Origin of the sequence: Polaribacter sp. ALD11, from assembly GCF_002831685.1 — a bacterium.
Classification (GTDB): domain Bacteria; phylum Bacteroidota; class Bacteroidia; order Flavobacteriales; family Flavobacteriaceae; genus Polaribacter.
This window is the reverse complement of record NZ_CP025119.1, coordinates 2,367,511-2,393,650: the sequence shown is the minus strand read 5'-3', so window position 1 is coordinate 2,393,650 and position 26,140 is coordinate 2,367,511. Positions and strand designations below refer to the sequence as shown.

General features: G+C 31.1%; 23 protein-coding genes. 17 read left to right on the top strand and 6 right to left on the bottom strand.

Going from position 1 to position 26,140, the window contains the following annotated elements:
• Positions 1-90 precede the first annotated feature (90 nt).
• From CW731_RS10550 to CW731_RS10540, 3 genes are all read left to right on the top strand, one after another.
• Positions 91-930, top strand: coding sequence for a helix-turn-helix domain-containing protein (locus tag CW731_RS10550; RefSeq protein ID WP_100946687.1), 840 nt, complete (start codon positions 91-93; stop codon positions 928-930).
• A gap of 454 nt (positions 931-1,384) precedes the next feature.
• Positions 1,385-1,864, top strand: a complete 480-nt coding sequence (locus tag CW731_RS10545; RefSeq protein ID WP_232734755.1) for a carboxymuconolactone decarboxylase family protein — start codon at positions 1,385-1,387, stop codon at positions 1,862-1,864.
• 59 nt (positions 1,865-1,923) lie between these two features.
• The gene (locus CW731_RS10540; protein WP_100946686.1) at positions 1,924-2,280 is read left to right on the top strand and encodes a cupredoxin domain-containing protein; all 357 of its coding nucleotides are present in this window, start codon (positions 1,924-1,926) and stop codon (positions 2,278-2,280) included.
• A 59-nt stretch (positions 2,281-2,339) separates the two neighbouring features.
• Here the strand turns inward: CW731_RS10540 and CW731_RS10535 are convergent, their stop codons facing one another.
• From CW731_RS10535 to CW731_RS10525, 3 genes are all read right to left on the bottom strand, one after another.
• Entirely contained in the window at positions 2,340-4,559 is a 2,220-nt protein-coding gene (locus tag CW731_RS10535) for a nitric-oxide reductase large subunit (RefSeq protein ID WP_100946685.1), read from the bottom strand.
• Positions 4,560-4,577: 18 nt separating this feature from the next.
• Positions 4,578-4,916, bottom strand: coding sequence for a cupin domain-containing protein (locus tag CW731_RS10530; RefSeq protein WP_100946684.1), 339 nt, complete (start codon positions 4,914-4,916; stop codon positions 4,578-4,580).
• Positions 4,917-4,986: 70 nt separating this feature from the next.
• Positions 4,987-5,421, bottom strand: a complete 435-nt coding sequence (locus CW731_RS10525) for an Rrf2 family transcriptional regulator (RefSeq protein ID WP_100946683.1) — start codon at positions 5,419-5,421, stop codon at positions 4,987-4,989.
• 193 nt (positions 5,422-5,614) lie between these two features.
• Here CW731_RS10525 and CW731_RS10520 point away from each other — a divergent pair, with 193 nt between their 5' ends.
• The 6 genes from CW731_RS10520 to CW731_RS10495 all read left to right on the top strand — a co-directional run bounded on the left by CW731_RS10520 (position 5,615) and on the right by CW731_RS10495 (position 12,147).
• Positions 5,615-6,394: an alpha/beta fold hydrolase gene (locus tag CW731_RS10520; protein ID WP_100946682.1), complete on the top strand. Its 780-nt coding sequence runs from the start codon at positions 5,615-5,617 to the stop codon at positions 6,392-6,394.
• Between the two features lie 240 nt (positions 6,395-6,634).
• Positions 6,635-7,000 (top strand): hypothetical protein, encoded by a 366-nt coding sequence (locus CW731_RS10515; protein ID WP_100946681.1) that lies wholly within the window; start codon positions 6,635-6,637, stop codon positions 6,998-7,000.
• A 293-nt stretch (positions 7,001-7,293) separates the two neighbouring features.
• Positions 7,294-8,217: a hypothetical protein gene (locus tag CW731_RS10510; protein ID WP_100946680.1), complete on the top strand. Its 924-nt coding sequence runs from the start codon at positions 7,294-7,296 to the stop codon at positions 8,215-8,217.
• Between the two features lie 4 nt (positions 8,218-8,221).
• Positions 8,222-10,207: a TonB-dependent siderophore receptor gene (locus tag CW731_RS10505; RefSeq protein ID WP_100947685.1), complete on the top strand. Its 1,986-nt coding sequence runs from the start codon at positions 8,222-8,224 to the stop codon at positions 10,205-10,207.
• 46 nt (positions 10,208-10,253) lie between these two features.
• Positions 10,254-11,057, top strand: coding sequence for an MbnP family protein (locus tag CW731_RS10500; RefSeq protein ID WP_100946679.1), 804 nt, complete (start codon positions 10,254-10,256; stop codon positions 11,055-11,057).
• A 67-nt stretch (positions 11,058-11,124) separates the two neighbouring features.
• Positions 11,125-12,147 carry a cytochrome-c peroxidase gene (locus tag CW731_RS10495; RefSeq protein ID WP_100946678.1) on the top strand — a complete coding sequence of 341 codons (1,023 nt, stop codon included), beginning with the start codon at positions 11,125-11,127 and terminating at the stop codon, positions 12,145-12,147.
• A gap of 62 nt (positions 12,148-12,209) precedes the next feature.
• Here CW731_RS10495 and CW731_RS10490 read toward each other — a convergent pair whose 3' ends face one another.
• Together CW731_RS10490 and CW731_RS10485 are read right to left on the bottom strand one after the other, a co-directional pair.
• Complete coding sequence (locus CW731_RS10490; RefSeq protein ID WP_100946677.1) at positions 12,210-13,502, bottom strand: aminopeptidase P family protein; 1,293 nt, start codon at positions 13,500-13,502, stop codon at positions 12,210-12,212.
• A 146-nt stretch (positions 13,503-13,648) separates the two neighbouring features.
• Positions 13,649-14,947, bottom strand: a complete 1,299-nt coding sequence (locus CW731_RS10485) for a DEAD/DEAH box helicase (protein ID WP_100946676.1) — start codon at positions 14,945-14,947, stop codon at positions 13,649-13,651.
• Positions 14,948-15,112: 165 nt separating this feature from the next.
• On the opposite strand from CW731_RS10485, the gene CW731_RS10480 reads away from it, so the two are divergent.
• The 5 genes from CW731_RS10480 (at position 15,113) to CW731_RS10460 (ending at position 22,183) form a co-directional block, all read left to right on the top strand.
• Positions 15,113-17,938: a glycosyl hydrolase gene (locus CW731_RS10480; RefSeq protein ID WP_100946675.1), complete on the top strand. Its 2,826-nt coding sequence runs from the start codon at positions 15,113-15,115 to the stop codon at positions 17,936-17,938.
• A gap of 60 nt (positions 17,939-17,998) precedes the next feature.
• Positions 17,999-18,622 (top strand): hypothetical protein, encoded by a 624-nt coding sequence (locus tag CW731_RS10475; protein WP_100946674.1) that lies wholly within the window; start codon positions 17,999-18,001, stop codon positions 18,620-18,622.
• A 102-nt stretch (positions 18,623-18,724) separates the two neighbouring features.
• Positions 18,725-19,408: a succinate dehydrogenase cytochrome b subunit gene (locus CW731_RS10470; protein WP_100946673.1), complete on the top strand. Its 684-nt coding sequence runs from the start codon at positions 18,725-18,727 to the stop codon at positions 19,406-19,408.
• 12 nt (positions 19,409-19,420) lie between these two features.
• Entirely contained in the window at positions 19,421-21,433 is a 2,013-nt protein-coding gene (locus tag CW731_RS10465) for a fumarate reductase/succinate dehydrogenase flavoprotein subunit (protein ID WP_100946672.1), read from the top strand.
• A 9-nt stretch (positions 21,434-21,442) separates the two neighbouring features.
• Positions 21,443-22,183 (top strand): succinate dehydrogenase/fumarate reductase iron-sulfur subunit, encoded by a 741-nt coding sequence (locus CW731_RS10460; protein ID WP_100946671.1) that lies wholly within the window; start codon positions 21,443-21,445, stop codon positions 22,181-22,183.
• 137 nt (positions 22,184-22,320) lie between these two features.
• Here CW731_RS10460 and CW731_RS10455 read toward each other — a convergent pair whose 3' ends face one another.
• Positions 22,321-22,554 carry a helix-turn-helix domain-containing protein gene (locus tag CW731_RS10455; protein WP_198519810.1) on the bottom strand — a complete coding sequence of 78 codons (234 nt, stop codon included), beginning with the start codon at positions 22,552-22,554 and terminating at the stop codon, positions 22,321-22,323.
• Between the two features lie 194 nt (positions 22,555-22,748).
• On the opposite strand from CW731_RS10455, the gene CW731_RS10450 reads away from it, so the two are divergent.
• The 3 genes from CW731_RS10450 (at position 22,749) to CW731_RS10440 (ending at position 26,096) form a co-directional block, all read left to right on the top strand.
• Complete coding sequence (locus tag CW731_RS10450; protein ID WP_100946670.1) at positions 22,749-24,317, top strand: vitamin K epoxide reductase family protein; 1,569 nt, start codon at positions 22,749-22,751, stop codon at positions 24,315-24,317.
• 125 nt (positions 24,318-24,442) lie between these two features.
• Complete coding sequence (locus CW731_RS10445) at positions 24,443-24,667, top strand: hypothetical protein (RefSeq protein WP_100946669.1); 225 nt, start codon at positions 24,443-24,445, stop codon at positions 24,665-24,667.
• A 19-nt stretch (positions 24,668-24,686) separates the two neighbouring features.
• Positions 24,687-26,096 (top strand): TlpA disulfide reductase family protein, encoded by a 1,410-nt coding sequence (locus CW731_RS10440; RefSeq protein WP_100946668.1) that lies wholly within the window; start codon positions 24,687-24,689, stop codon positions 26,094-26,096.
• Positions 26,097-26,140 lie beyond the last annotated feature (44 nt).

Here is a 26,140-nt window from a genome sequence, read left to right as displayed (position 1 = left end):
TTGTTCTAACAAAAAAACTCTAAATTACATTTAGAAACAAAACGTAAAGTTCCCACCACTTTTTACGACCAACAAACTACAAAACAAAATATGGCAGTTCAAGACATCGTAAAATATTCTTTTAAGGAAACCTTTTCTGTAAGTACCGTTCAGTTTGAAAAAGCCTGTACCATAGACCATTCTGTGCAACAAAATACGTATTCTATTTATTGGATTCAAGAAGGAAAAGGAACGTATAATATCGATTTCGAACAATACACGTTTAATGATAATGTGCTATTTTTCTTGTCTCCAGGGCAAGTATTTACAGTAGATTCCGAGCAAATAAAAACCGCTTACAAATTAAGTTTTATAAAAGATTTTTACTGCATACAAACCCACGATCAAGAAGTGGCGTGTAACGGAATTCTATTCAACAATATCTACGAAACTCCGTTTGTAAAACCTTGCAAAAAAGACACGGCAAAACTCAACTTTATTTTAGATAGTTTAATCGAAGAATTTCAACAAAATGAAACGGCACAATACGATATGTTGCAATCGTATTTAAAGCAATTTATTATTTCTGCAGTTCGTGTAAAAAAGGAAAATCATGTGATTAAAGAAGATGTAGAAACCCGTCTTTTTAAAGATTTTAGTCTGTTGGTAGAACAGAATTTTAAAACCATGCACTCGGTAACGGACTATGCAAACAGATTAGGACTTTCGCCTAAATCTATTACCAAACACTTTCAGAAATTGGGGGCAAAAACGCCATCAGACTTTATTAAAAACCGCATTTTGTTAGAGGCTAAACGCCAATTGATTTACACAGATAAATCTGTAAAAGAAATCGCGTTCGAACTTGGTTTTAACGATCCTGCATATTTTACACGTTTCTTTACCAAGGCAATTTTAAAATCTCCGCTTCAGTTTAAAAAGGAATATTAGAAATCCGTTTAAATTAATAACTCTTCATTTATATTTTATTTGGGCGTGCCCTTATCAGGTCAGGCTTTCGCAACTCGCTTTTTAAAGTTTTATCAAACTTAAAAAGAGCTCAAACAATTTGCTCTATCCTTCACGCGTGCATTTTTGCCAACTATTTTTAGCTGTCCAAACAGAAGGAACTTTTGTCCAATTTTTAAGGTTGCTATCGGTTGCATCTTTGCAGCATCAAACAATAACAATTAAAAAAATAAGAATATGAAAACAATAGAAAACGTACAATGTCCGAACTGTTGGGGATATCAAACCTATGATGATCAAAACCCAGAGCAAGAACTTTGTGAATGCAAAGCATAAAATAAGAGTTAGAAATTAACAATAAAACAATTTAAAAATAGAACTTATGAGCACATTTAATGTTCCAACAAAAGAAGAAGTATCAGAAAATAACTAAGCAATTTTCACACAATTAGAAAAAGGATTGGGTTTTGTACCAAATTTATACGCAGCATTTGCACACAGTGAAACTGCATTGGGTAACTTTTTGGCTATCGGAAACGGTAAAACAAGTTTTTCAGCAAAAGAAAAAGAAGTTATCAATTTAGCAGTAAGTCAAGTAAACGAATGTGTGTATTGTTTGTCTGCACACACTGCAATTGGTAAAATGAACGGTTTTACAGAAGCGCAAATCTTAGAATTAAGAGCTGGTAACGCTTCTTTTGACTCAAAATTAAATGCACTAGCTAACTTCTCTAAAAGTGTAGCAGAAAATAGAGGTGCAGCAACACCAGAATCAGTAGAAAATTTATATGCAGTAGGTTATACAAAAGGAAACTTGGCAGATGCAATTATTTTAATAGGTGAAATTACAATTACCAATTACTTTCACAAAACAACAGATGTTGCAGTAGATTTTCCGGTAGCACAAGCAATATAAACAGCAACAACAATTTAATAAATAATCAATTTTTTAATAATTAGTAATACAGAGCAATCATGAAAAAAGTAATCGCAATTTTAGTAATCGTTTTAGGATTTGCATTTAACACAAATGCACAAGATGTAAAAACAGTTTCTTTAGAACAAACAAAAGGTGAATTTACTCAGAAACAAATTACGTTATCTGAAGGAACTTATATTTTTGAAATCGCAAACAACAATGTTGGTCATAATGTAGGTTTTGTTTTAGCACCAAAATCGGACGTAAAAGCACATCTTAAGAACGCCTACGTAACCGAACAAGTAAAGAACAACACAAAGCAGAACTCTAAAACAGTAACGCTTAAAAAAGGAGAATATGTTTATTTCTGTCCTTTAAACCCAACACCACAATACACTCTTATAGTAGAGTAGTTTTTTAAATTCAATTAATTAAAAAAGGCGAACATTACTGTTCGCCTTTTTTTATAAAATTATTTTTTTCGTTTGTAATTGTAAATTACTTCATCAATAGTAAACCAACAGAAATAGTAAATCCCTACAGAGAAAATAATGTCTCCAATCATTCTCATCCATTTTAAGGTTTGTATGGTTGGTGAGTATAAAAGATCAGATTCTCTTGCAAAAGAATACCCTTCTGTAATAGAAGTATACGCTTGTATAATTCCTATTGGTAATAAACTTAATACCACCATCGCTACCAAACCAATGTTTAGACACCAAAAGGCTCTTTTTAGTTTTTTACTATTCCAAACTCTATCAGAATAAAAACGCAAACAAATTATTATAAAGCCCATTCCTAGCATTCCGTACACGCCAAATAAAGCGGTATGTGCATGAACAGCAGTTGTGTTTAAACCTTGAATATAATACAATGCAATTGGTGGATTAATTAAGAAACCAAAAACTCCAGCTCCTAAAAAGTTCCAAAAAGAAACAGCAATAAAGAAGAATATTGGCCATTTATAATTCTGAATCCATTCTTTACTTTTTAAAAGGTTCCAATTTTCTCTAATTTCAAAACCCATTAAAGTTAATGGTACCACTTCTAAAGCACTAAAAGTTGCTCCCAAAGCAATTGCTTGAATTGGTGTGCCAGAATAATATAAATGATGTAAAGTACCTATAATTCCACCCGCTAAAAAGATAGAAGCTGATGCTACAGAAACTCTACCAGCAGTTTTTGGTGAAATTATTTCCATTCTAGAAAAAATAAATGCGATTACTACGGTTGCGAAAACTTCAAAAAATCCTTCTACCCATAAATGAACTAGCCACCATCTCCAATAATTAATTACAGGTAAACTACTGTTTTCGCCATACATTAATCCAGAAAAGAAAAACATACCAATTGCCATGACAGATATTAATAAGATGATTAACAAATGTTTCGATTCATCATTTTTACGAATCGCATAGATAATATGTCTACTTACCATTACCACCCATAAAACAAGTCCGATTCCTAAAAATATTTGCCAGAATCTACCTAAATCCATGTATTCATATCCTTGGTGGCCAAAGAAAAAGTTGGTTGTTAAATCTAAAAATTGATGAACGCCTAACCATTCACCCAACATAGAACCAAACACAATAACGATTAGTGCTACAAAAAGAAAGTTGATTCCAAAAAGTTGATATTTCATTTCTTTTTTAGAAATCATCGGTGCCAAAAATAATCCTGTTGCCAACCAAGTTGCAGCAATCCAGAAAACAGCTAATTGTGTATGCCAAGTTCTACTTACAGAATAAGGTAGATATTTTGATAAATCGAAGCCAAAGAAACTTTGCCCTTCAACGGTATAATGAACCGTTATAACGCCTAAAATTACTTGTAAACCAATTAGTAAAGAGATGACAAAAAAGTATTTTAAAACAGCTTTTTGAGATTTGAATAACTGCATGTTTGCCAAAGGATCTTTGTCTGGTTTTGTTAAAGCTTCTCCTTTTTCATGGTTTCTTAAATAGTAGAAAGTTAAGATTCCGATAAAAACAAGTAACAATACAATTGATAAACCAGACCAAATGATAGAACCATCTGTAATATTATTATCTATTAAAGGTTCGTGTGGCCAGTTAGAAGTATAGGTATAATCTTTTTCTGGTCTATTTGTACTGGCAGCCCAAGAAGTCCAAAAGAAAAAAGCGTTTAACTGCTTTAGTTTTGTTTCATCTTTTAAAGCGCCCTCTGGTATTGCGTATCGTTCATTTCCTTCAGAAAAAACCTTACTATAATGCTGAATATTATTATTTATTGCAGCAACCCTTTCTTTAGAAATAACGATTGTTTTTGTAGCAGAATTATAGGTGTTTGTTTTAATATCTTTTATTAAACGAGCCTTTATTGCTGCTTTTTGTTCTACATCTAATTGTTCATATTGCTTATTAAAATCTCTATTAGCCCAAAGTTCTAGCATAAAAACAGCTTCTCTATGAATCCAATCTGCAGACCAATCTGGTGCAACATAACTTCCATGGCCCCAAATTGAGCCAACTTCCATTCCTCCAATTGATTCCCATACATTTTGTCCGATCTGTATGTCTTCAATAGTATAGAACACTTCATTTGTATCTTTAACTAAAACCTTTTCAGGAATTGGTGGTTGTTTTTGATACACTTCTGTTCCCACCCAAATTAGTACTGCAAAAGAGAGTACGATTACGCTTATAAATGCGATCCAAATTTTTTTCATTTTATATTTATTTAAACATTAAGAAATAACATTATTTACCCTGTTTATTGAGTCTGCTTTTGCAATTGTAAGTCTAACAATTGCATCTTTTTCACAGAATAAGTTGTGCGGTACATTTGCGTCTAATGCAATTAAATCTCCTTTTTTTAATTGTAATTCTTTATTGTTAACACCAAAAAGGATTTCACCTTCAAAGATTTCTACAACAATTGGTTTTGGTGCAGAATGTTCTTTCATTTCTTGGCTTTTACGCATTACAATTCGTATTTCTTTTGTTGAGTTTGTTTCCATAAGCAGTGTAATTTCTGGCTTATCTTTCGTGTAATTTAAGTTTGCTGTTAATGAGGCTGTAATCATAATATTTGGTTTAAGTTATTTTAAATAAGAAAAAAGGGTCTTTTTATCCTTTATAAAGGTAATTTTTTTTTTAGTTCTTTAAGTAGTAGTCAGTTAGGTTTTTATCTGTTGAAAGCTCTAATAATGTAGTGTTTTCTAGCATTTTTTTTAGGTTTTCTCTAATTTCAATAAATTTGAAATGCAAAGGACAAGGTTTTTCTTCGTTGCATTGATGCAGTCCTAAGCCACAACCTGTGTAAATACTTTCTCCATCTAAAACCTGAACAATATTACTTAATGCAATTGTTTTTAAGTTTTCTTCTTCAATAAAAAAGCCGCCATAAGGACCTTTAATAGATTGTACTATTTTATTTTTTGTAAGCTGCTGTAAAATTTTTGCAGTAAAAGCTTGAGGCGAATCTATTGCTTCAGAAATAGCGCTAATACTTACTTTTTTATCTGTTTTGGCTTGTTGAGCAATAAAAATAACCGCTCTTAAACCATATTCACACGTTTTAGAAAACATACATTAATTTTAATAAAATGCAAAGTTACAATAAAAGATAAGTTTATCCTTTATAGATTTGGAAATATTTTTATTCAGTATAATTTTAATTTAGAAATCGTAAGTTTATTTATATAAAATAAGCAAGAAAGTTAAAGTTTTTAATGCTAAGTTTTAAATAGTTATTTTTGTTTGAAATTAAAATCGAAATAAGCTGTTAAATTACTATTCATATCCTCATGAAATTTCAAAAAAATGGGTAACTTTTGTTCACGGAGCAGGAGGAAGCAGCTCTATTTGGTTCAAACAAGTACGAGATTTTAAAAAGCATTTTAACGTTTTAATCTTAGATTTACGAGGTCATGGAAATAGCAAACCAAAGCTAAAAGATACCTTTAAAACAAAATACACGTTCGATTCTATTACTGCAGATATTGTTGAGGTTATTGATCATTTAAAAATTGAAAAGTCTCATTTTATTGGTATTTCTTTAGGAACAATACTAATTCGAAATCTTGCAGAAAAAAGACCAGAATTGGTACAAAGTATGATAATGGGTGGCGCAATTATAAAGATGAATTTTCGTTCTCAAGTTTTAATGAAAGTTGGTAACATCTTTAAGTCTGTGGTACCTTACATGATGCTTTACAAGCTCTTCGCATTTATTATAATGCCGAAGAAAAATCATAAAAATTCGAGACTGTTGTTTGTAAACGAAGCAAAGAAGTTATATCAAAAAGAATTTTTGCGTTGGTTTAAATTAACTTCAGAAATTAACCCACTTTTGCGTTTTTTTAGAACAAAAGAGATTGAGATTCCTACATTATATGTAATGGGTGCAGAAGATCATCTTTTTTTACCATCGATAAAAAATATTGTTTCGAAACATGTTACATCTTCACTTTACGTAATTGATAACTGTGGACATGTTGTAAACGTAGAGCAACCAGAAATTTTTAATAATCAAACCATTCGTTTTATTACATCTTTATAGGTTTAAGAAAATAATTCAATATAAAAATAACAAGAGGTTTTAAACTTTGGGGTATTTCTTTATATGAATGTAGAATTATATTTTGCAAACGCAAAAGTAAATATTAAAATTTCCGTGAGTAATTTTAAGTAAAGAATTGCAAGTAGTTTTATTGTGTAAAAATAATATATTACTAACCTTTGGTTGATTATAAATAACCGGAGGTTAGGTACATCAAAAAAAAAATAAGATATTTGCTTTGTGAAAACAGCAGCAATTTTTTTGTCTTTATTTTTGCTTTTAAAGCCTATCCTTCCATTATTGGAGTATGCTGCTTTTTATGATTTTATTAAAAATGAACTTTGTGAAAATATAGATAAGCCAGAATTAGAGTGTAACGGAAAATGCTACTTAGCAAAACAAATAGTTAAAGCAGGCGATTCTGAAAGCAGTAATAAAAAAGGCCAATCTTTTTCGTTAGAATATTCTGTTGTTTATTTTCAAGAGACTAATCTTAATTATGGTTTTCTTTTATCAAAAGAAGAAAATCTAAAAATAGAATCTTTATATAATAGAATTTACAAATTTCATTTTACAAGTTTTGTTTTCCACCCACCGCTCGTTTAATTTCTTTATCTCATAAGAGACTCTTAACTACAACTGTTGTTTAACTAAATAGATATATTTAGTTAGATGTTTAATATCCATTCTTTTGATTATAGATATTCAAAATAGAATAGAACAACATATTTTTTAAATAGTATTTAAAATACTATACACTTTTTAAGAGTTCCTTAATCTATTTCTTTTTAGTAGTAATGATGCAATTGTAACAATTGTATGTGCTAAATGATACCAGATGTTTTTTTAATCTCTGTTAGATCATTCATGCTACTATAATTTTAAACAATCAATAAATAATGAAACATTTACATTTAATTGTAATTGCAATTTTTATTGTGATTACTTCTTGTACCCTAGAAAAAACGGATTACGAAGCAGAATTAAACGTTGAAACTACCGAATATATAGAGTTCGAAGAAGTTACCTCAATAATTAGTGGAGATTATACCGTTAGTATAGAAGCTTTAAACGGTACTTTATATAAAGGTTATAACGAAGTGCGTCTAAAGATTAACAACACGCTAACTGATGTGTTTTTAGACAGTTCTAAAGTTACTTTTCTACCAATAATGACGGATGCCAACGGCAATAAAATTTCTTGTCCGCATGGGTATAATTTGTTCTATGATACAGCAGAAGCATATTATTTAGGATATGTTGTATTTACTAGTGAAAGTAGTTCTACAGTAGATTGGCAGTTATATATCGGTTTTACGGATAGCGATAAAACACATGCTGTAAATCAAATTATTTCTGTAGAAACACAAACAAATAAAAACCTGAACATGACTGCTTTTACAGGAAATGACAATGAACAATATTTTATTGCGCTTGTTGCTCCTCAAAGCCCAAGTGTTGCACAAAACGATTTGCTTGCAGGTATTTACAAGTACAATAAACCTACAGCTACGGCAGTTGTTTTTCCAGATGCTTCTCAGTTTTCGTATTCAATTGTAGATGCACATACGTTACTAATAGATCCTAGAATGCCAGAATCTTCTATGGGAAATCATTCATCTCTCAATAACCAAGATCTAGAACAACAAACCGATGGTTTATATCATGGTATTGTTAATTATACAATGACAGGAAATTGGACACTGAATTTCATCCTAAAAAATGAAAATAATGTAATCATAAAAGGAACTGAAGTTTCTAAAGAGTTTACTCCGGGGATTGAAGGTGAAAAAGGAGAACTTTTTATTGACATATTATTTTAAAGCGATGAAAAAAATAACAATACTATTACTCTTATTAGTAACATTTGTAAACGCGCAAACTGTACCCAAAAAAAGGGATAGTTTAGGAGGTGTCTTGGATGAAATTGTAATTATTGCTGCAAAAAAGAAGAAAATAGAAACAGATATGAAAATGGCTGTTTCTGTTGATGAGTTTTTGGCTTCTTCAGATAACATCAGTTTTATTAAACGTGGTGCTTATGCTTGGGAACCTTTGTTGAATAATATGAGTACGGAGCGTTCTATGGTTACCATAGATGGCATGCATGTTTTTGGTGCTTGTAGCGATAAAATGGATCCGATAACTTCTTATTTGGAAAGTAATAATATTTCTGAGGTTGATATAAAATCAGGTCAAGCAGGAAGTTTACATGGAGCAACTATAGCAGGAAGTATCGATTTGAAAAGAAAGAGTACTGCATTCGGTTTTGCAAGAAAATGGAGTGGTGCTTATCAAACAGGTTTTGAGTTTAATAATAGTCAGTTTTTTAACCTTGCCAATGTTTCTTATTCCAATGATAAATTGGTTGTGGATGGAAGTATTTCTAACCGAAAAGCAGAAAATTATAGCGACGGGAATAACCACGAAGTAAACCACTCTCAATACGAGAAATTAAATGCATCCTTAGGTGTTGCTTATAAAACAAGTGATTTATCCTCTGTAAGAGTAGATGCTATTTTTGATAGAGCAAAAGAGGTTGGTTTTCCTGCATTACCAATGGATTTATCTCTTTCTAGAGCTTTAATTACGTCTGTTGCCTACAAACAATTTTTTGAAAAAGGCATCATAAAAGTTTGGGATACCAAAGTCTATTTTAACGCTGTAGAGCATTACATGGATGATACCACACGTCCGGAAAACTTGGTGCACATGGACATGCCAGGTTGGAGCACCACCTATGGATTGGTTTCTAAAGTGAATCTAAACAGTGAAAATTATGCATCAGAAATACAGTTAAACGCCTACAATAATTTATCGATTGCAGAAATGCGAATGTATCCGCAAGACAGAAGCGAAAGAACCATGTTTGCCTATAGTTGGCCTTGGGTTACCACAACTTATGCTGGCCTTTCTATGAATAATTATTGGGATATTTCAGATAGCAGTCAATTGACTTTTGGAGGAACTTTAGGTGTCAATTACAATTATTCTAAATACGTAGAATTCAACTGGATTTTTCATCCAGGAACACCACAAGAAAAAACAAGGTTTCTACCAAGTTTACACGCGGGGTATAACGTAAATCTAGGTAATTTTAATCTTTCTGCTGGCGGAGGTTATGGGCACAGAGCTCCTTCTGTATCCGAAGGTTATGGGTATTATATCTACAATAGTTTCGATCGTTACGATTACATCGGAAATCCTGATTTAAGAAACGAGATTTCTTATGAAATGAATGCAAGCGCTGGTTTCGAAAACGAAAAAATAAGCATCAACACCAAAGTAAACTACTTCTATATTCAGAATTATATTATAGGAAGAATCTTAAGTTTAGGAAGCCCAATGAATTATCAATCTGTTGGTGTTAAAGGATATACATCGTTAGATTATGCAACACTTTTTAATTTCTCAATAAATACCAATTATACCATTTTACAGAATTTACATTGGAAAGGAACGATAACCTACGCGAGAGGTTTAGATGATAATCAAAAGAACTTACCATTTATCCGTCCGTTAAGTTATCAAACTTCATTGCATTTTTCTCATAAAAAATTCGGATTTAGAACTTCCTTAAATGGAGATTTAAAACAAAGTCATTACAGTCCGGAATACGGAGAAGATGAAACACCATCTTACAAAAATTGGAATGTTTCTGCAGATTACAATTTTAAAATTCAAGATTACAAAATGGTTTTTCAAGTGGGTGCAGAAAACCTATTTAACGAATATTATAGCACTTATGCAGATTGGGGAAATATCCCCAGAATGGGACGTAATATTTTTACATCCTTAAAAATAAATTTTTAAATATTAATAACTAAATAAAGTAATCATTATAACTAAATTAAAACAAATGAAAAATTTAAAAAAGTACCTTTTATTATCAGTAATCTCATTATCAATCGTCTCTTGTAATGAAGATAGTATCCCTGTTGCAAACAATGTAACATTAGAGTTTAACAACACGTTTAACGATACTACAATTATTGTGGGTGATGCTACTGCTGCAGATGCAACGGTAAATACTTCTACAGAGGGACAAGTTCATCATTTTTCTGAATTAAAATATGTAATTAGTAACATTCGTCTTATAAGAGCAGATGGAATAGAAATTCCTTACAATGTTAACAATTTAGATGAAGGTGCAACAGTAGTTGATCAATCTAAACCAGAAACATTACAATATGTTTTAAATGATATTCCTACGGCAAATTATACCCAAATAAAATTTGGATTAGGAGTGAAAACAGAATTAAACACTTTAAACCAAGAGAGTTTTCCTAATTTTTATGCAGCAGCTGGTGCAAATGACACAGAAATGCACTGGGAATGGGGAACTGGATACCGTTTTACAAAAATTGAAGGTTTTTACGGAAATGATAATGCAGCATTATCTTTCCATTCTGGTAGTACAATTGATGATAACCAAGGTGTAGATGCTTATAGAGATGTTACCTTAAATCTTACTACAAATGCTAAAGTAGGAAGCAACTCTCCTAAAATTACAATAAAAGTAGATTTCGATTATTTATTAAGTGGAGCAACAGACGTTGTATTAGGTGCTGATAATGCAACACCAAGTATGCATACTTCTAATAATATGATCGTTTTTGTCGAAAATATTAAAGAAATGTTTTCTGTTGAAAACGTAAACTAAATTTATAAACTTAAGTGCAGCTTCAATGAAACATTGCAAGCTGCATTTTTTTTAAGAGATAATTAAAATGAAAAAGTTATTAATGAGTATTTTAAGCTTATTTCTAATTTCATCTTGTACTAAAGAAGATGTTTATGAGCCTTTTATTTTCGATAATCCAGAAATTGAAGTAAATATACCTGTAGAGTTTCCAGAATTAAACAATTCATTTTACATCAATAAACCCACAAAATACGGAGTTGAATTAGGTAAAAAACTTTTTTTTGATAAAAAACTAAGTGCAAATAACACAATTTCTTGCGCTAGTTGCCACCTTCAAGAAAATGCGTTTACAGATAATACAACACAAGCCATCGGTATTTATGGAAGAGTTGGATTTAGAAATACGCCACCAATTCAAAACTTAGCATTTATGAAATTTTATAATTGGGATGGAAATAAACAAGTTTTAGAAAGTCAACCTCTAGTTCCTATTATTACACATGAAGAAATGGATTCTTCTATTTTAGAAGTAATTGGTAAGTTAGAAATTGAAGAAGATTATATCAATCTTTTTTACAATGCTTTTGGTGATGATAAAATAACAGGGGAAAGAATTTACAACAGTATTGCTCAATACGAATACACATTAATTTCTGCCAACAGTAAATATGATAAAGTACAACGAAATGAAGGTGAGTATTTTACAGATGATGAAGCAAGGGGTTATACCATTTTTAAAGAAAAATGTACAAGTTGTCATAGTTCAGAGTTGTTTACAGACCAGAGTTTTAGAAATATCGGATTTCCTATAAATCCTGATACAGAAGAAGGAGGAAGATCTAGAGTTACTGGAAAAATAGATGATTATATGCGTTTTCGCGTACCTTCATTAAGAAACATAGAGTATACTGCTCCTTATGGGAGTTTTGGGCAATTTACTAGCTTAAAAGAGGTTCTAGATTATTTAGACAATGGCGTTTTAGAAGCAAATAATTTAGATCCTTTTTTTAAAGATAATGAAAATAGAATTGCACTTACGGAAGAAGAGAAAAGTAACCTTATATCGTTTATGAAAACATTAAGTGATATTGAGTTTGTCGGTCAATAATTAAAATTTAGCACAAAAAAAAGCGAGTTTTTCAACTCGCTTTCAAAGATTTATTTCAAGATTTAACTATTCATTATATCTTCAATTTCATCTGCTTCAATAGGAATATTTCCCATTAAGTTAATCGGTTCTCCTTCTGCTTGCACAACTACATCATCTTCTAAACGAATTCCGAAACCTTCTTTAGGAATGTAAATTCCAGGTTCTACGGTAAATACATTATTTGCTTGCATTGGTTCATGTAAAAGTCCGTAATCATGTGTATCTAAACCAATATGATGCGAAGTTCCATGCATAAAATATTTCTTGTAAGCAGGCCAATTTTTATCTTCATTCTGAACATCAGCTTTGTCTAATAAACCTAATTTTAGTAATTCTGAAGTCATAATATTTCCAACCTCTACATGGTATTCTTTCCATAAAGTTCCTGGAACTAATAATTTTGTAGCTTCTTTTTTAACGTGATTTACTGCGTTGTAAACTGCTTTTTGTCTGTCAGAGAATTTACCAGAAACAGGTACTGTTCTAGATAAATCACTTTTATAATTTGCATATTCTGCGGCAACATCAAACAAAATTAAATCACCAGCTTTACATTGCTGATTATTCTCTATATAATGTAAAACATTTGCATTATTTCCAGAAGCAATAATTGGCGTGTATGCAAATCCTTTAGAACGGTTTCTTATAAACTCGTGTAATAATTCTGCTTCAATTTCATATTCCCAAACCCCTGGTTTTATAAAATCTAAAATTCTACGGAAACTTTTTTCTGTGATATTACAAGCATTTTGCATTAGATCTAACTCAATAGGATCTTTTACAGCACGTAATCTTTGTAAAATAGGATTACTTTTTGCTACAGAATGCGCAGGATATTTTGCTAATAACCATTTTGTAAAACGATCTTCACGTGTTTCTGTTGCGGTATTTGCTCTATAATGTTCGTTTGTGTTAATATAAAGAGTATCGCAATAAGAAGACATTTCGAACAATACTTTTTCTAAATCTTGTAACCAAAAAACAGTTTTTATTCCAGAAGTTTCTAAAGCTGCTTCTTTGGTTAATTTGGCTCCTTCCCAAACCGCAATATGGTCATTGGTTTCTGTTACAAATAAAACTTCACGTAAGTTTTCATTCGGACAATCTGGAAACAACATTAAAACACTTTCCTCTTGATCTACACCACTTAAATACAAAATATCTCTATGTTGCTCAAATGGCATCGTGCTATCTGCACTTATTGGGTAGGTATCATTAGAATTAAAAATTGCTAAACTATTTGGCTTCATTGCAGAAGCAAAGTTTTTACGATTTTTTATATATAATTGTGCGTCTATTTTATGGTATTTCATACTAAAAAATTTTGTTGAAATACAAAGGTATGAATAATTAAGAGGAACTTAGAATGAGATACAACTTAGCTAATAATTAAATACCCTTTTCTGTTTTTGAAAACAGAAAAGGGTATTTGTATAAAGTTAATTTTGTTTCTTATTTGTTAATAACGCTTCTTTTTAGGTGCGCTAGTTCTTCCTCTTCCAGAAGGCTCAGAAGGTTTGTTCCCTTTAAAATGAGGCTTGCTTTTTGGTTTGTTTCCTTGAGATTTAGTCTTCTTACCAAAAGAACCTTTACTTTGTGAAGCAGCTCTTTTAGGAGCATCTGTATCCGTAGGCTCAAAACCTTCTACAATAGTAGATTCTAATTTTTCTTTTAGTAATTTCTCAATTTCACTTTGGTATTCACTTTCTTCACTACAAACCAAAGAAATTGCCTCCCCAGCTGCACCAGCTCTTCCTGTTCTACCAATTCTGTGCACATAATCTTCTGGCACATTTGGCAATTCGAAATTAACTACATGAGGTAATAAAGGAATGTCTAAACCACGGGCAGCAATATCTGTTGCTACCAAAATTTTAATAGAATTGTCTTTAAAATTCTTTAAAGCTTTTGTTCTAGCACCTTGACTTTTATTTCCATGAATTGCTGCAGCAGAAATTCCAGATTTTATTAATTTTTCAGTCAATTTATTAGCACCGTGTTTTGTTCTTGTAAAGATTAAAACCTGGTTCCAATTATTGTCTTTAATTAATTTTATTGTAAACTCAGTTTTTTTGTTTTTATCAACCTTATAAACTTTGTGAGTTACTTTTTTTGCTGTTGAATTTTGCGGAGCCGTTTCAACAGAAACAGGATTTCTTAAAATTCCTGAAGCTAATTTTTTAATATCATTAGAAAACGTTGCAGAAAACATTAAATTCTGACGCTTTGTAGGCATAAAACTAATAATTTTGTTAATATCTCTAACAAAACCCATGTCTAGCATTCTGTCTGCTTCATCAAGAATTAAAATATCAACCCTTTTAAAAGAAACTGCTTTTCTATCGTGTAAGTCTAATAATCTACCAGGGGTTGCTACCAAAATATCCACACCGCTTCTTAGAGTCGCAATTTGTGGTTTTGCGTTCACTCCACCAAAAACTACAGCAGATTTTATGTCTACATATTTACTGTATTCTCTAACGTTGTCATGAACCTGTGCAGCCAATTCTCTGGTTGGTGTTAAAACCAATGCACGTAAAGGTCTGTATTTTGGGTGTTTTGTTTCTACTAAATGTTGTAAAACAGGCAATGTAAAACCGGCAGTTTTTCCTGTACCAGTTTGTGCCGAAGCTAAAATATCTTTTCCTTCTAATATATGTGGAATTGCCTTTTCTTGTATTGGTGATGGTTTGGTATATCCTTTCTCTTCAACTGCTTTTACCAATGCCGGAGATAAACCTAAATCTTTAAATGTCATAAATAATATTTATGAAAGCAACTTTATGTAGTTGTTTCAGCCTGCAAAGATACATTCTTTAAAATTGAAGAAGAATAGTTCTTAAAAATCCTTTTTATGTTAATTTTTTTGATATTGATTTTACAAGTAGTAATTTCATCGTTTCTTAATCAAATATTATTTCTTATGAAATCCATTTTCAAGTTTTTATTACTATGCTTTTCGGTAACATTAGTTGCTCAAAACCCTACAAGTTCAGAAATTATTCAACAATCTATACAGAAGAAATCTCAAATGATGAAATCTTCACTGGTAAAAAATGTAGCCTTTACTAGTATTGGACCAACAGTAATGAGTGGTCGTGTGGTAGATGTAGATGTAAACCCCAAGAATACCACAGAATTTTATGTTGGGTATGCTTCTGGTGGTTTATGGTATACAAATAATAATGGAACCACTTTTACGCCAGTTTTAGACAATGCGCCAACACAAAATATTGGTGATATTGCTGTAGATTGGAACTCAGAAACAATTTGGGTGGGTACAGGAGAAAATAATTCTTCTCGCTCTAGTTATGCCGGAATCGGTATTTTAAAATCTACAGATAAAGGGAAGACTTGGGTAAATGTTGGCTTGCCAGATTCGCATCATATTGGTAGAATTTTAATGAATCCAAATAATCCGGATGAAGTAGTTATTGGTGCAATTGGTCATTTATATTCTTCAAACGCAACTCGTGGTGTTTTTAAAACAACTGATGGTGGAAAATCATGGAATAAAACATTGTTTATTAATAATGATACCGGAATTATAGACGTGCAACATGCACCAAATAATTTTAATGTTATGTATGCTGCTGCTTGGGAAAGAGAACGTAAAGCGTGGGATTTTGTTGGAAACGGAAGTAACTCTGGAATTTACAAAAGTACAGATGCAGGAAGTTCTTGGACAAAAATTGCAGACAATAGTGGTTTTCCTACAGGAAGTGGTGTTGGTAGAATTGGTTTAGCTGTTTTTAATGAAAATACAGTATATGCTTTACATGATAGTCAATATAGAAGAGCGCCAGAAAGTGATAAAGCTGCGTTTAACTTTACAAAAGAACAATTTAAGAACCTTACTTCTGCAGATGTTTTAGCACTTAGAAATAAAACATTAGACAGCTATTTGAAAGCACATGGTTTTCAGGAGAAATTTAGAGCAGAAAATGCAAAACAACTTTTAAGACCAGGTGGTGTAAAACCAAAAGAATTAATGGCTTTTTTAGAAGATGAAATGGCTGTAGTTTTTGAAGAGCCAGTTATTGGCGCAGAGATTTTTAAAACCACCAACGGTGGTAAGAATTGGCAAAAAACACATACCAATTATTTAGATGGTATTTACAGTTCTTATGGATATTTTTTCGGAGAAATTAGAGTTGATTTACAAGATGAGAATGGTATTTATGTTTTAGGTGTTTCTATTATAAAATCGAAAGATGGTGGTAAATCATTTACGTCTATCAGTAAAGAAAATGTACATTCAGATCATCAAGCATTGTGGGTAAACCCTAAAAAAAGCGGTCATTTATTAGATGGTAATGATGGTGGTTTAAATATTTCTTATGATGATGGTGAAAGCTGGGTGAAATTAAATAACGCGGCTGTTGGGCAATTTTATTCTGTGTACGCAGACAATCAGAAAGACTATAATGTGTATGGTGGTATGCAAGATAATGGTGTTTGGTTTGGTTCACACAATGCAAAAATGGATAAAAGATGGCATCAATCTGGTCAAAACCCTTACAAGTCTATTATGGGCGGAGACGGAATGCAGGTGCAAGTAGATGACAGAAATCCTAATATTGTATATACAGGGTATCAATTTGGGAATTATTCTCGTTTAAATTTAGAAACTGAAAAAAGTACCTACATACAACCAGCACCAAAAAAAGACGAAAAACCTTACAGATTTAACTGGCAAACTCCAATTCATTTATCTAAACACAATCAAGATATTTTATATTTAGGAAGTAATAAATTACACAGATCTTTAAACAAAGGAGATGACTGGGAAGAAATTTCAGGAGATCTAACAACTGGCGGAAAGAAAGGAAATGTTGCGTACGGAACGTTAACTTCAATTTCTGAAAGTCCGTTTCAATTCGGTTTAATTTATGCGGGTTCAGATGATGGATATATCAATATAACTAAAAATGGTGGCGGAAGTTGGACGAGAGTTTCAGATAACTTGCCACAAGACTTATGGGTTTCTAGAGTTATTGCTTCAAAATTTAAAAAAGAACGTGTCTACGCAACTTTAAACGGTTATAGATATGATGATTTTATGCCTTATGTGTATGTTTCCGAGAATTACGGACAAACCTGGACTAGTATTAGCAATAATCTTCCTATTTCGGCAGTAAACGTAATTAAAGAAGATTCTGAAAATGAGCATATTTTATATTTAGGAACTGATAATGGTTTATTTATTTCTTTCAACAACGGAGAATCTTGGGAAGCATTTAGTAAGAATTTACCAAACGTTGCGGTACATGATTTGGTAATTCAACCAACGGCAAAAGATTTAATTATCGGTACGCATGGTAGAAGTTTATACAAAACAAATGTTGCGGCACTTCAAGAAATTACAACAGAAATTTTAGAAAAGGCTACACATATTTTTAAGGTTGATGATGTTAAAAAAAGTAAAGGTTGGGGACGTTCTTGGAGCCAATGGAGAACAGCGTATACACCAGAAGTTACAATTCCTTTTTATGTAAACTCTAATAGCGAAGTAACTGTAGCTATTTATGCGGGTAAAGTAAAGGTAAACGCAGTTTCTGTAACAGCAACAAAAGGTTTTAATGAAGCAATTTTTGATGTTTCTTTTTCTGATAAAGGGAAAAAAGCTTACAAAAGAGCCAATAAGAAAGTCGAGTTAATTGCTGCTAAAAACGGTGTTTTTTATCTTCCAAAAGGAAAATATACAATTAAAGTTGGTGACTCTGAAAGTGAGTTTGAAGTAAAATAAATAAGAGTCTAAAATAAACCTCACAGGTTTTTAAAATTTGTGAGGTTTTTATATTTGAAAATGAGGAAAACACTAATTCTTATATTCTTTTCTTTCTCAATTTCTGTGAGTGGACAGTCTGATTTTAAAAATTTTTTAAAATTATCTGGTCCCATAAAAAGATGGGTTTTGTTGCATCCTTTTAAAGCAAAATTGTCTTTAAAAATTTCTAATGAAACCAATAGCGTAGCAGATTCTGTTCGTAAATCGCACTTATTAGATAAAGATGCTGCGGGCGGGCAAGTAGATGCATTTAGACATGCATATTGGATGGCAAGATTGCGCCAAGAAATTGGTAAAAGAGCCGCTCGTTCTTTAGGAAAAGCACATGAGAAAGATAACTATCTTACGTATAAAAAATTAAAGTTAGAAGATGGTGTTGTGCCAGATGAAATTTCATCTGAAATGGACTTGCATAATAACGATGAGGGTTTAAAGTTAATTACAAAAGGAAGTGAGGTATCTAAAAATGGATTGATTTATAGAGTTATAAACGCTATTCATCAAGGAAAAATGAAAATTATTAAAAAAAATGAAAAAGGAAATTTCTTAACTTGTGAAGGTAAAATCATTTCCGCAAAAAAATTAAAAGGGAAGTGGAAGAATGAAAAATGTTTGGTTTCTTCTAATCAATCTATGAAGTAATTATTTAAAATAGTTCTAAATACGTATTAAAATAATCTAATTGCCTTGTAGCGCAACCACTTTAGCCGTATTTTTGTAGTATAATTTTAACTAACTTATACAATGAGCGGATTTTTTAAATCTTCAATTGGAAGAAAAGTAGCAATGGCGCTATCAGCGTTTTTCTTAATGTTCTTCTTACTTCAGCATTTAGCAATTAATATTTTATCGGTTTTTAGCCCAGATACTTTTAACGAAGTTTCGCATTTTATGGGCACAAATCCTTTGGTTCAATTTGCATTACAACCTGTTTTAATTTTTGCAGTTGTTTTTCATTTTGTAATGGGTTTTATCTTAGAATTAAAAAACTCTAGAGCTAGAAATGTTTCTTATGCAAAAAATAATGGTGCTGCAAATTCATCTTGGATGAGCAGAAATATGATTTGGAGCGGAATAACAATTCTTGCTTTTATTATTTTACACTTTATCGATTTTTGGTTTCCAGAAATCAACACAAAATTTATTCAAGGAGATTGGTCTGGTACTTTAGAAGGATTAGAAGGTTTCCGTTACCACGAAGAATTGGTGCATAAATTTGCAAACCCACTTAGAGTTGGCGCTTATGTAGTTGCTTTTGTTCTTTTAGGATTGCATTTAGCACACGGGTTTACATCTGCATTTCAATCTATGGGATCGAATGCAAGTAGAAGAAAAACATTACAAACAATTGGTAAAGCGTATTCAATTATAATTCCATTAGGTTTTATTTTTATTGCACTTTATCATCATTTTAATCCTAACCATTAATCTTAATAAACTATGGCTTTAGATTCAAAAGTACCAAAAGGTCCAATTAAAGATAAATGGACAGATTATAAAAATCATATAAACTTAGTAAATCCTGCAAACAAACGTCATATAGATGTTATTGTTGTAGGTACAGGTTTAGCAGGTGGTTCTGCAGCTGCAACTTTAGCAGAATTAGGTTACAATGTAAAAGCATTTGCTTATCAAGATTCTCCAAGAAGAGCGCATTCAATTGCAGCGCAAGGAGGAATTAATGCAGCAAAAAATTATCAAGGAGATGGAGATTCTACCTTCAGATTATTTTATGATACAGTAAAAGGAGGAGATTACCGTTCTCGTGAAGCAAACGTATACCGTTTAGCAGAGGTTTCTGCAAACATAATCGATCAATGTGTGGCACAAGGAGTTCCTTTTGCACGTGATTATGGTGGTTTGTTAGATAATCGTTCTTTTGGTGGAGTTTTAGTATCTAGAACTTTTTACGCAAAAGGACAAACAGGTCAGCAATTATTATTAGGAGCGTATTCTGCAATGAACAGACAAATTGCTCGTGGTAAAATAGAAATGTTTAACAGACATGAAATGTTAGATGTTGTTATTGTTGATGGTAAAGCAAGAGGAATTATTGCAAGAAATTTAATTACAGGAGAAATTGAGCGTCATTCTGCACATGCTGTAGTGATTGCTTCTGGTGGTTATGGAAATGTATATTTCTTATCTACCAATGCAATGGGGTCTAATGCAACTGCTGCTTGGAAAATTCATAAAAAAGGAGCGCACTTTGCAAACCCTTGTTACACACAAATTCACCCAACTTGTATTCCAAGATCTGGTGATTATCAATCGAAATTAACATTGATGTCAGAATCATTGAGAAACGATGGTAGAATTTGGGTTCCTAAAAGTATTGATGATGTAATGGCAATTAGAGAGGGTCGTAAAAAACCAACTGATTTGTCGGAAGAACAAAGAGATTATTATTTAGAAAGACGTTACCCAGCTTTTGGAAATTTAGTTCCAAGAGATGTTGCATCTAGAGCAGCAAAAGAACGTTGTGATGCTGGTTATGGAGTAAATGCTACAGGTGAAGCTGTATATTTAGATTTTAAATCTGCATTTACAAGATATGGTACAGAACAAGCAAAGATTCATAATATTAAAAACCCTTCAGAGGAAAAAATATACGAATTAGGACAAGCAATTGTTGAAGCAAAATATGGAAACTTATTTCAGATGTACGAGAAAATCGTAGATGAAAACCCGTATAAAACGCCAATGATGATTTATCCTGCAGTACACTATACAATGGGTGGTGTTTGGGTAGATTATAACTTAATGACAACTATTCCTGGATGTTATTGTATTGGAGAAGCAAATTTTTCTGATCACGGAGCAAACAGATTAGGAGCTTCTGCATTAATGCAAGGTTTAGCAGATGGTTATTTTGTGTTGCCTTATACTATTGGAGATTATTTATCTGATGATATTAGAACAGGAAAAATTTCAACTGAAAGTCCAGAATTTGAAGCCGCGGAAAAAGAAGTTACAGATAGAGTAAATTTCTTTGTAAATAATAAAGGAACAAAATCTGTAGATTATTTTCACAAGAAGCTTGGAAAAGTAATGTGGGACAAAGCAGGAATGTCTAGAAACGCGGAAGGTTTAACAGAAGCAATGGCAGAAATTAAAGCAATTCGTGAAGAATTTTGGAAAGAAGTTTCCGTTCCTGGAACAGCAAATGAAATGAATCCTGAATTAGAAAAAGCAGGAAGAGTTGCAGATTTCTTAGAGTTAGGAGAGTTATTTGCTAAAGATGCTCTAATGAGAGCAGAATCTTGTGGAGGTCACTTTAGAGAAGAGTCTGCAGAGCTAGATGGCCCTCAGAAAGGAGAAGCAAAAAGAAACGATGTAGATTTTGCTTTTGCAGCAGCTTGGGAATATAAAGGAGAACCTGCAGATGCAGTTTTACACAAAGAAGAATTAGAGTTTAACGATATTGAATTGAAACAACGTTCATACAAATAAAAGACAAAAATGAATTTAACACTTAAAATTTGGAGACAAAAAGACTCAAGTAGTAAGGGTCAAATGGTTGATTATAAAGTGACTGAGATTTCAGAACACATGTCTTTTTTAGAAATGATGGATGTTTTAAATGAACAGTTAATAAACTCTGGTGATGAACCAGTTGCTTTCGATCATGATTGTAGAGAAGGAATCTGCGGAATGTGTTCTATGTATATTAATGGTGAAGCACATGGCCCAGATAGAGGTGTAACAACTTGTCAATTGCACATGCGTATGTTTAAAGATGGAGATACGATTACAATAGAACCATTTAGAGCAGCAGCATTTCCTGTATTGAAAGATTTAGTTGTAGATAGAACTTCTTTTGAAAGAATACAACATGCTGGTGGATACATTTCTGTAAACACTTCAGGAAACACACAAGATGCAAACTCAATTCCTATTTCTAAGCACGCAGCAGACGAAGCGATGGATGCGGCAACTTGTATTGGTTGTGGTGCTTGTGTAGCTACGTGTAAAAACAGTTCTGCAATGTTATTTGTAGGAGCAAAAGTATCTCAGTATGCTTTATTACCACAAGGACAAGTAGAAGCAGCAGATAGAGTTAGAAACATGGTTGCTCAAATGGATTTAGAAGGTTTTGGAAACTGTACAAATACAGGCGCTTGTGAAGTAGAATGCCCAAAAGGAATTTCTTTAGACAACATTGCAAGAATGAATAGAGAGTTAATGAAAGCTTCTATATAATTCTCATCATTTCGAGGAGGAACAACGAAGCAATCTCAGACGGATTCTTTTATTTTTTTGAAATAAAAACATAAAAACATAAAAACCCAAAACTATTTTAGTTTTGGGTTTTTACTTTATATATAATTTTAACTGTGCTATTTAATACCTTTAAAAAATTCTTCTGGGCTTATTTCTAAGTATTCTAAAATTTCAAACAACCTTTTTAAGTCTAATTTACTTCTTCCTTTTTCTAGTTTGAAATAACCACCTTCACCCAATTTAAGGTGATCTGCAATATTCATTTGAGTAATTCCATACTCAACTCTTGTGGCAATAATTTTTTCTAATACTGCAAAATACTTAGAATTTGCATTTGATTTTTCTTTCATTTTTCTTTTTTTTATCAAAAGTAATAAAATAATAATACGTCGACCCGTCCATTTTGGACTAGCTGAAAACAGTATGTTTCGGGTATCCCTGAATTCAGCTAGTCCAAATCGGATGGGTTGTTTTTTAGGTTATTAGAAAAAAGTTTCTCAAATTTGGAAGGAGAAAAAGAAAAAATAAAAAAGAAAAAGGTATTTTGAAAAATCAATTAACAGAGATTATTAGCAAATTATTAAGTCTTAATAAGATTTCATTTGATAGAAAAGAGCTGTTCTTCCAAGTTCAAAGTCATCCTTCTTATCCTAGTTTACACGCAATAACAGGAGTTCTAGATCATTTTAACATAGAAAATGTAGCTGCAGATGTTCCTGTTAGCATAGAAACATTAAAGCAATTGCCAGATTGCTTTATTGCACAGATTATTGATGATAATGGTAAAGAAATAGTTACCGTAGAAAAAGGCAAAAGTAATTACACAGTTATTAAAGGAGCGCGAAAAAAAGAAAAATTAAGTACCAGTCAATTTATTAAGAAATTTACAGGTATAATAGTTGCCGTTGAGAAACCAGAGCATAAAGAGGTTACAACTCACTTAAACTTATTAAATAATAATTTTTTATTAATAGGGCTTGCAATTGCCCTTGTTTTATTTCTCTTCAATTTAGAGGTATCTCTTCCAAACATTTTTTATTTTTTATTATCATTAATAGGTATATTTATTAGCATCGCAATAATAAAGCAAGAATTAGGTTTGGAAACTGCGATAGGAAATGCTTTTTGTTCTGGAGGTACAGAAAAAAAAGATTGTGACGCTGTTTTAACTTCTAAAGGGGCAGAACTTCTAAAAGGTTATAAGCTAAGTGACTTTAGTTTATTATACTTTATAATTTTATCCTTTTTAACCCTTGTCCAAATTCAAAACCCAAACACTTCATTTATTATAAGTGTTATAGCGCTTCCAATAACAATTTATTCTATTTATTACCAATATTTCATTTTAAAAAAATGGTGTTTGCTTTGCTTAACTATTGTGGGTGTTTTGTGGATTCAATCATTCTTTATTTTATTGGAAAGCAATAATTTTTATAAAATTGGATTGAATGAAGTTTTTACTTTTTTAATAATAGCCACCTTAACTTTTCTTTTTTGGAGTTTCCTTAAACCAATATTGTTTGAAGTAAACACTTTGAGAAAAGATAAAATTAAGGCTTTTAAATTTCAAAGAAATTTTGATGTTTTTCATACGATGCTAAATAAATCTAAACCTTTAGAAACAGCCATTGAAGTTACCAACGAAGTAGTATTTGGTAATTTGAATGCTAATCTTGAAATCGTCGTAATTACAAATCCGTTTTGTGGACATTGTAGACCAGTGCATGAGGTCATAGAAAACATACTTTTAAAATATGAGAATGAAGTTAAAATAATTATACGCTTTTATATGAATACTGAAAACATAGAAAATGATGGAGTTACAGTAACAACCAGAATTTTAGAAATTTATAAAAATGAAGGAAAGCAGGTTTGCTTAAAAGCAATGAAGGATATTTATAAAGGAATGGAAACAAATCTATGGTTAAAAAAATGGGAAAAGTGCAATGAGAAAGAGGTTCAAATAGAAATTTTAAAAAGGGGGTGGAATTGGTGTATTGAAAATAACATCAATTTTACTCCTGAACTTTTAATTAATGGAAAAGCATACCCTAAGCAATATGAAAAATCTGAATTATTATTTTTTATTGAAGATTTGATAGAAACTAATTAAAAAATAAAAACCCAAAGCAAAAAAAGCTTTGGGTCTTAAACAAAATTCTCTCGCGAAGAATAGACACATACTGTGAGTGTCTCTAAATGTTCACGGCAAATATATTTTTTTTTAATTTATTTATTATGAAAAAACAAATTTTAAACATTGGTAAGGCTTTAAGTAAGGTTGAGCAAAAACAAGTCTTTGGAGGTTTATCTCAAGGAGGTACTTGTGCAGTGAGAATCAATGGAGCAGTATGGACTGGTTTGTCTAGAGGTAGAATTGATAGAGTAAAATTAGCTATGGAAACTGGAGATAGTGTACAATGGTGTTGCGAGGGTTGCTCTACTGCTAGCTGGCTAAATTAATATTTATTACAACTACTAAATGAAACAATTTTTTATAACACTAGTATTTCTGTCTACTATATTATTTATCTCTTGTGAAAAAAATCTTAAGAAAAAAATTAAAAGTGAAGACGTTGTATTAATTTTTGAAGAAAGAACTTTTGAAAAAGATACACTTAAAATTAATGGTATTATGGCATCTTATAACGTTAATCCAGCTTTGACTTATATTGAAGAAGGTAACTTTCAAGAGAAAAAAATTTTTCCGAAAAATTTTTTAAAAATGGATACAATAATATTAAAAACAAAAAATAATATTATAATCAATCATAAATATCATTATTATTACAACTCTTCATATTATTTAAAAACAGGTGATACTATCATATTCAAATATAACGATGATGCCCCTTTTGTAGAGATAAACAGTGAAAACACACAAAATATTGAAACACAATATAATTTAAAAAACAAAGTGCTTCAAAGTTCAATGGATTTTTTTTTAAGAAATGACCACTTTAGAAATGAAGATGAAGAAATGAAATATAAGCTTTCATTGAATAATAATTTAGAAAAAAAAATAAATTTTTTAAATAATAATAAAAACAGTCTCGATAGTAAATATTACTATTATTTGAAAAATAAACTTGTTTTCGAAAAAAAAATAATCAATAATGATAATGTCCTAATCAATAATGATTCGCTTTTAGTATTAAATACTTACAGAGATAATATTGAAAAATATTACAAAGAAAAATATGGTACAAAAACAGTAAAAACAAGCAATGGATGGAGAGTTGATAACAGAGCAATTTACGATTCATTAGCAAGAAAAAAAACTATAATTAGTTTGACAGATAAATATATACTTTACCATAATTTAAAAGAAATCGCTGAAAATTTTCCATCTCAAGATTTAGAAAAATATTTATTTAAATTTCAAAAAATAACGAATGATTCTATTTTAATTAATGAAATGAAATCTGATTATCTGCTTGATTATATTAATCTAAAAAAAGATATAAAAAGTGTACATTTTATGGATGTTAATGGTGAAATAATATCTTTAAGTGAAGTTCTTAGAAAAAATAAAGGAAAATTACTTTACATTGATTTTTGGGCTAGTTGGTGTGCTCCTTGCAGATTAGAAATGCCGAGTTCAAAAATATTACAAAATCGATTAAAAGATGAAAATATAGAATTTATTTATATTTCAATTGATACAGATAAAAACAAATGGCTCAAGGCAAATAAAGATGAAAATTTATTATCTAAAAACAATTACCTAGCTCTCAATTACCCACAAGCAAGTTTTTATGGTGAATTAAAATTGAAAACAATTCCAAGATATATATTATTTGATAAGAACGGTATTTTAATATCTGACAATGCACCAAAACCTTCTGATAAAAAGTTTGAGGCTAAAATAAAATATATTACTAACAATTAACTTACATTCTCTCGCGAAGAATAGACACATACTGTGAGTGTCTC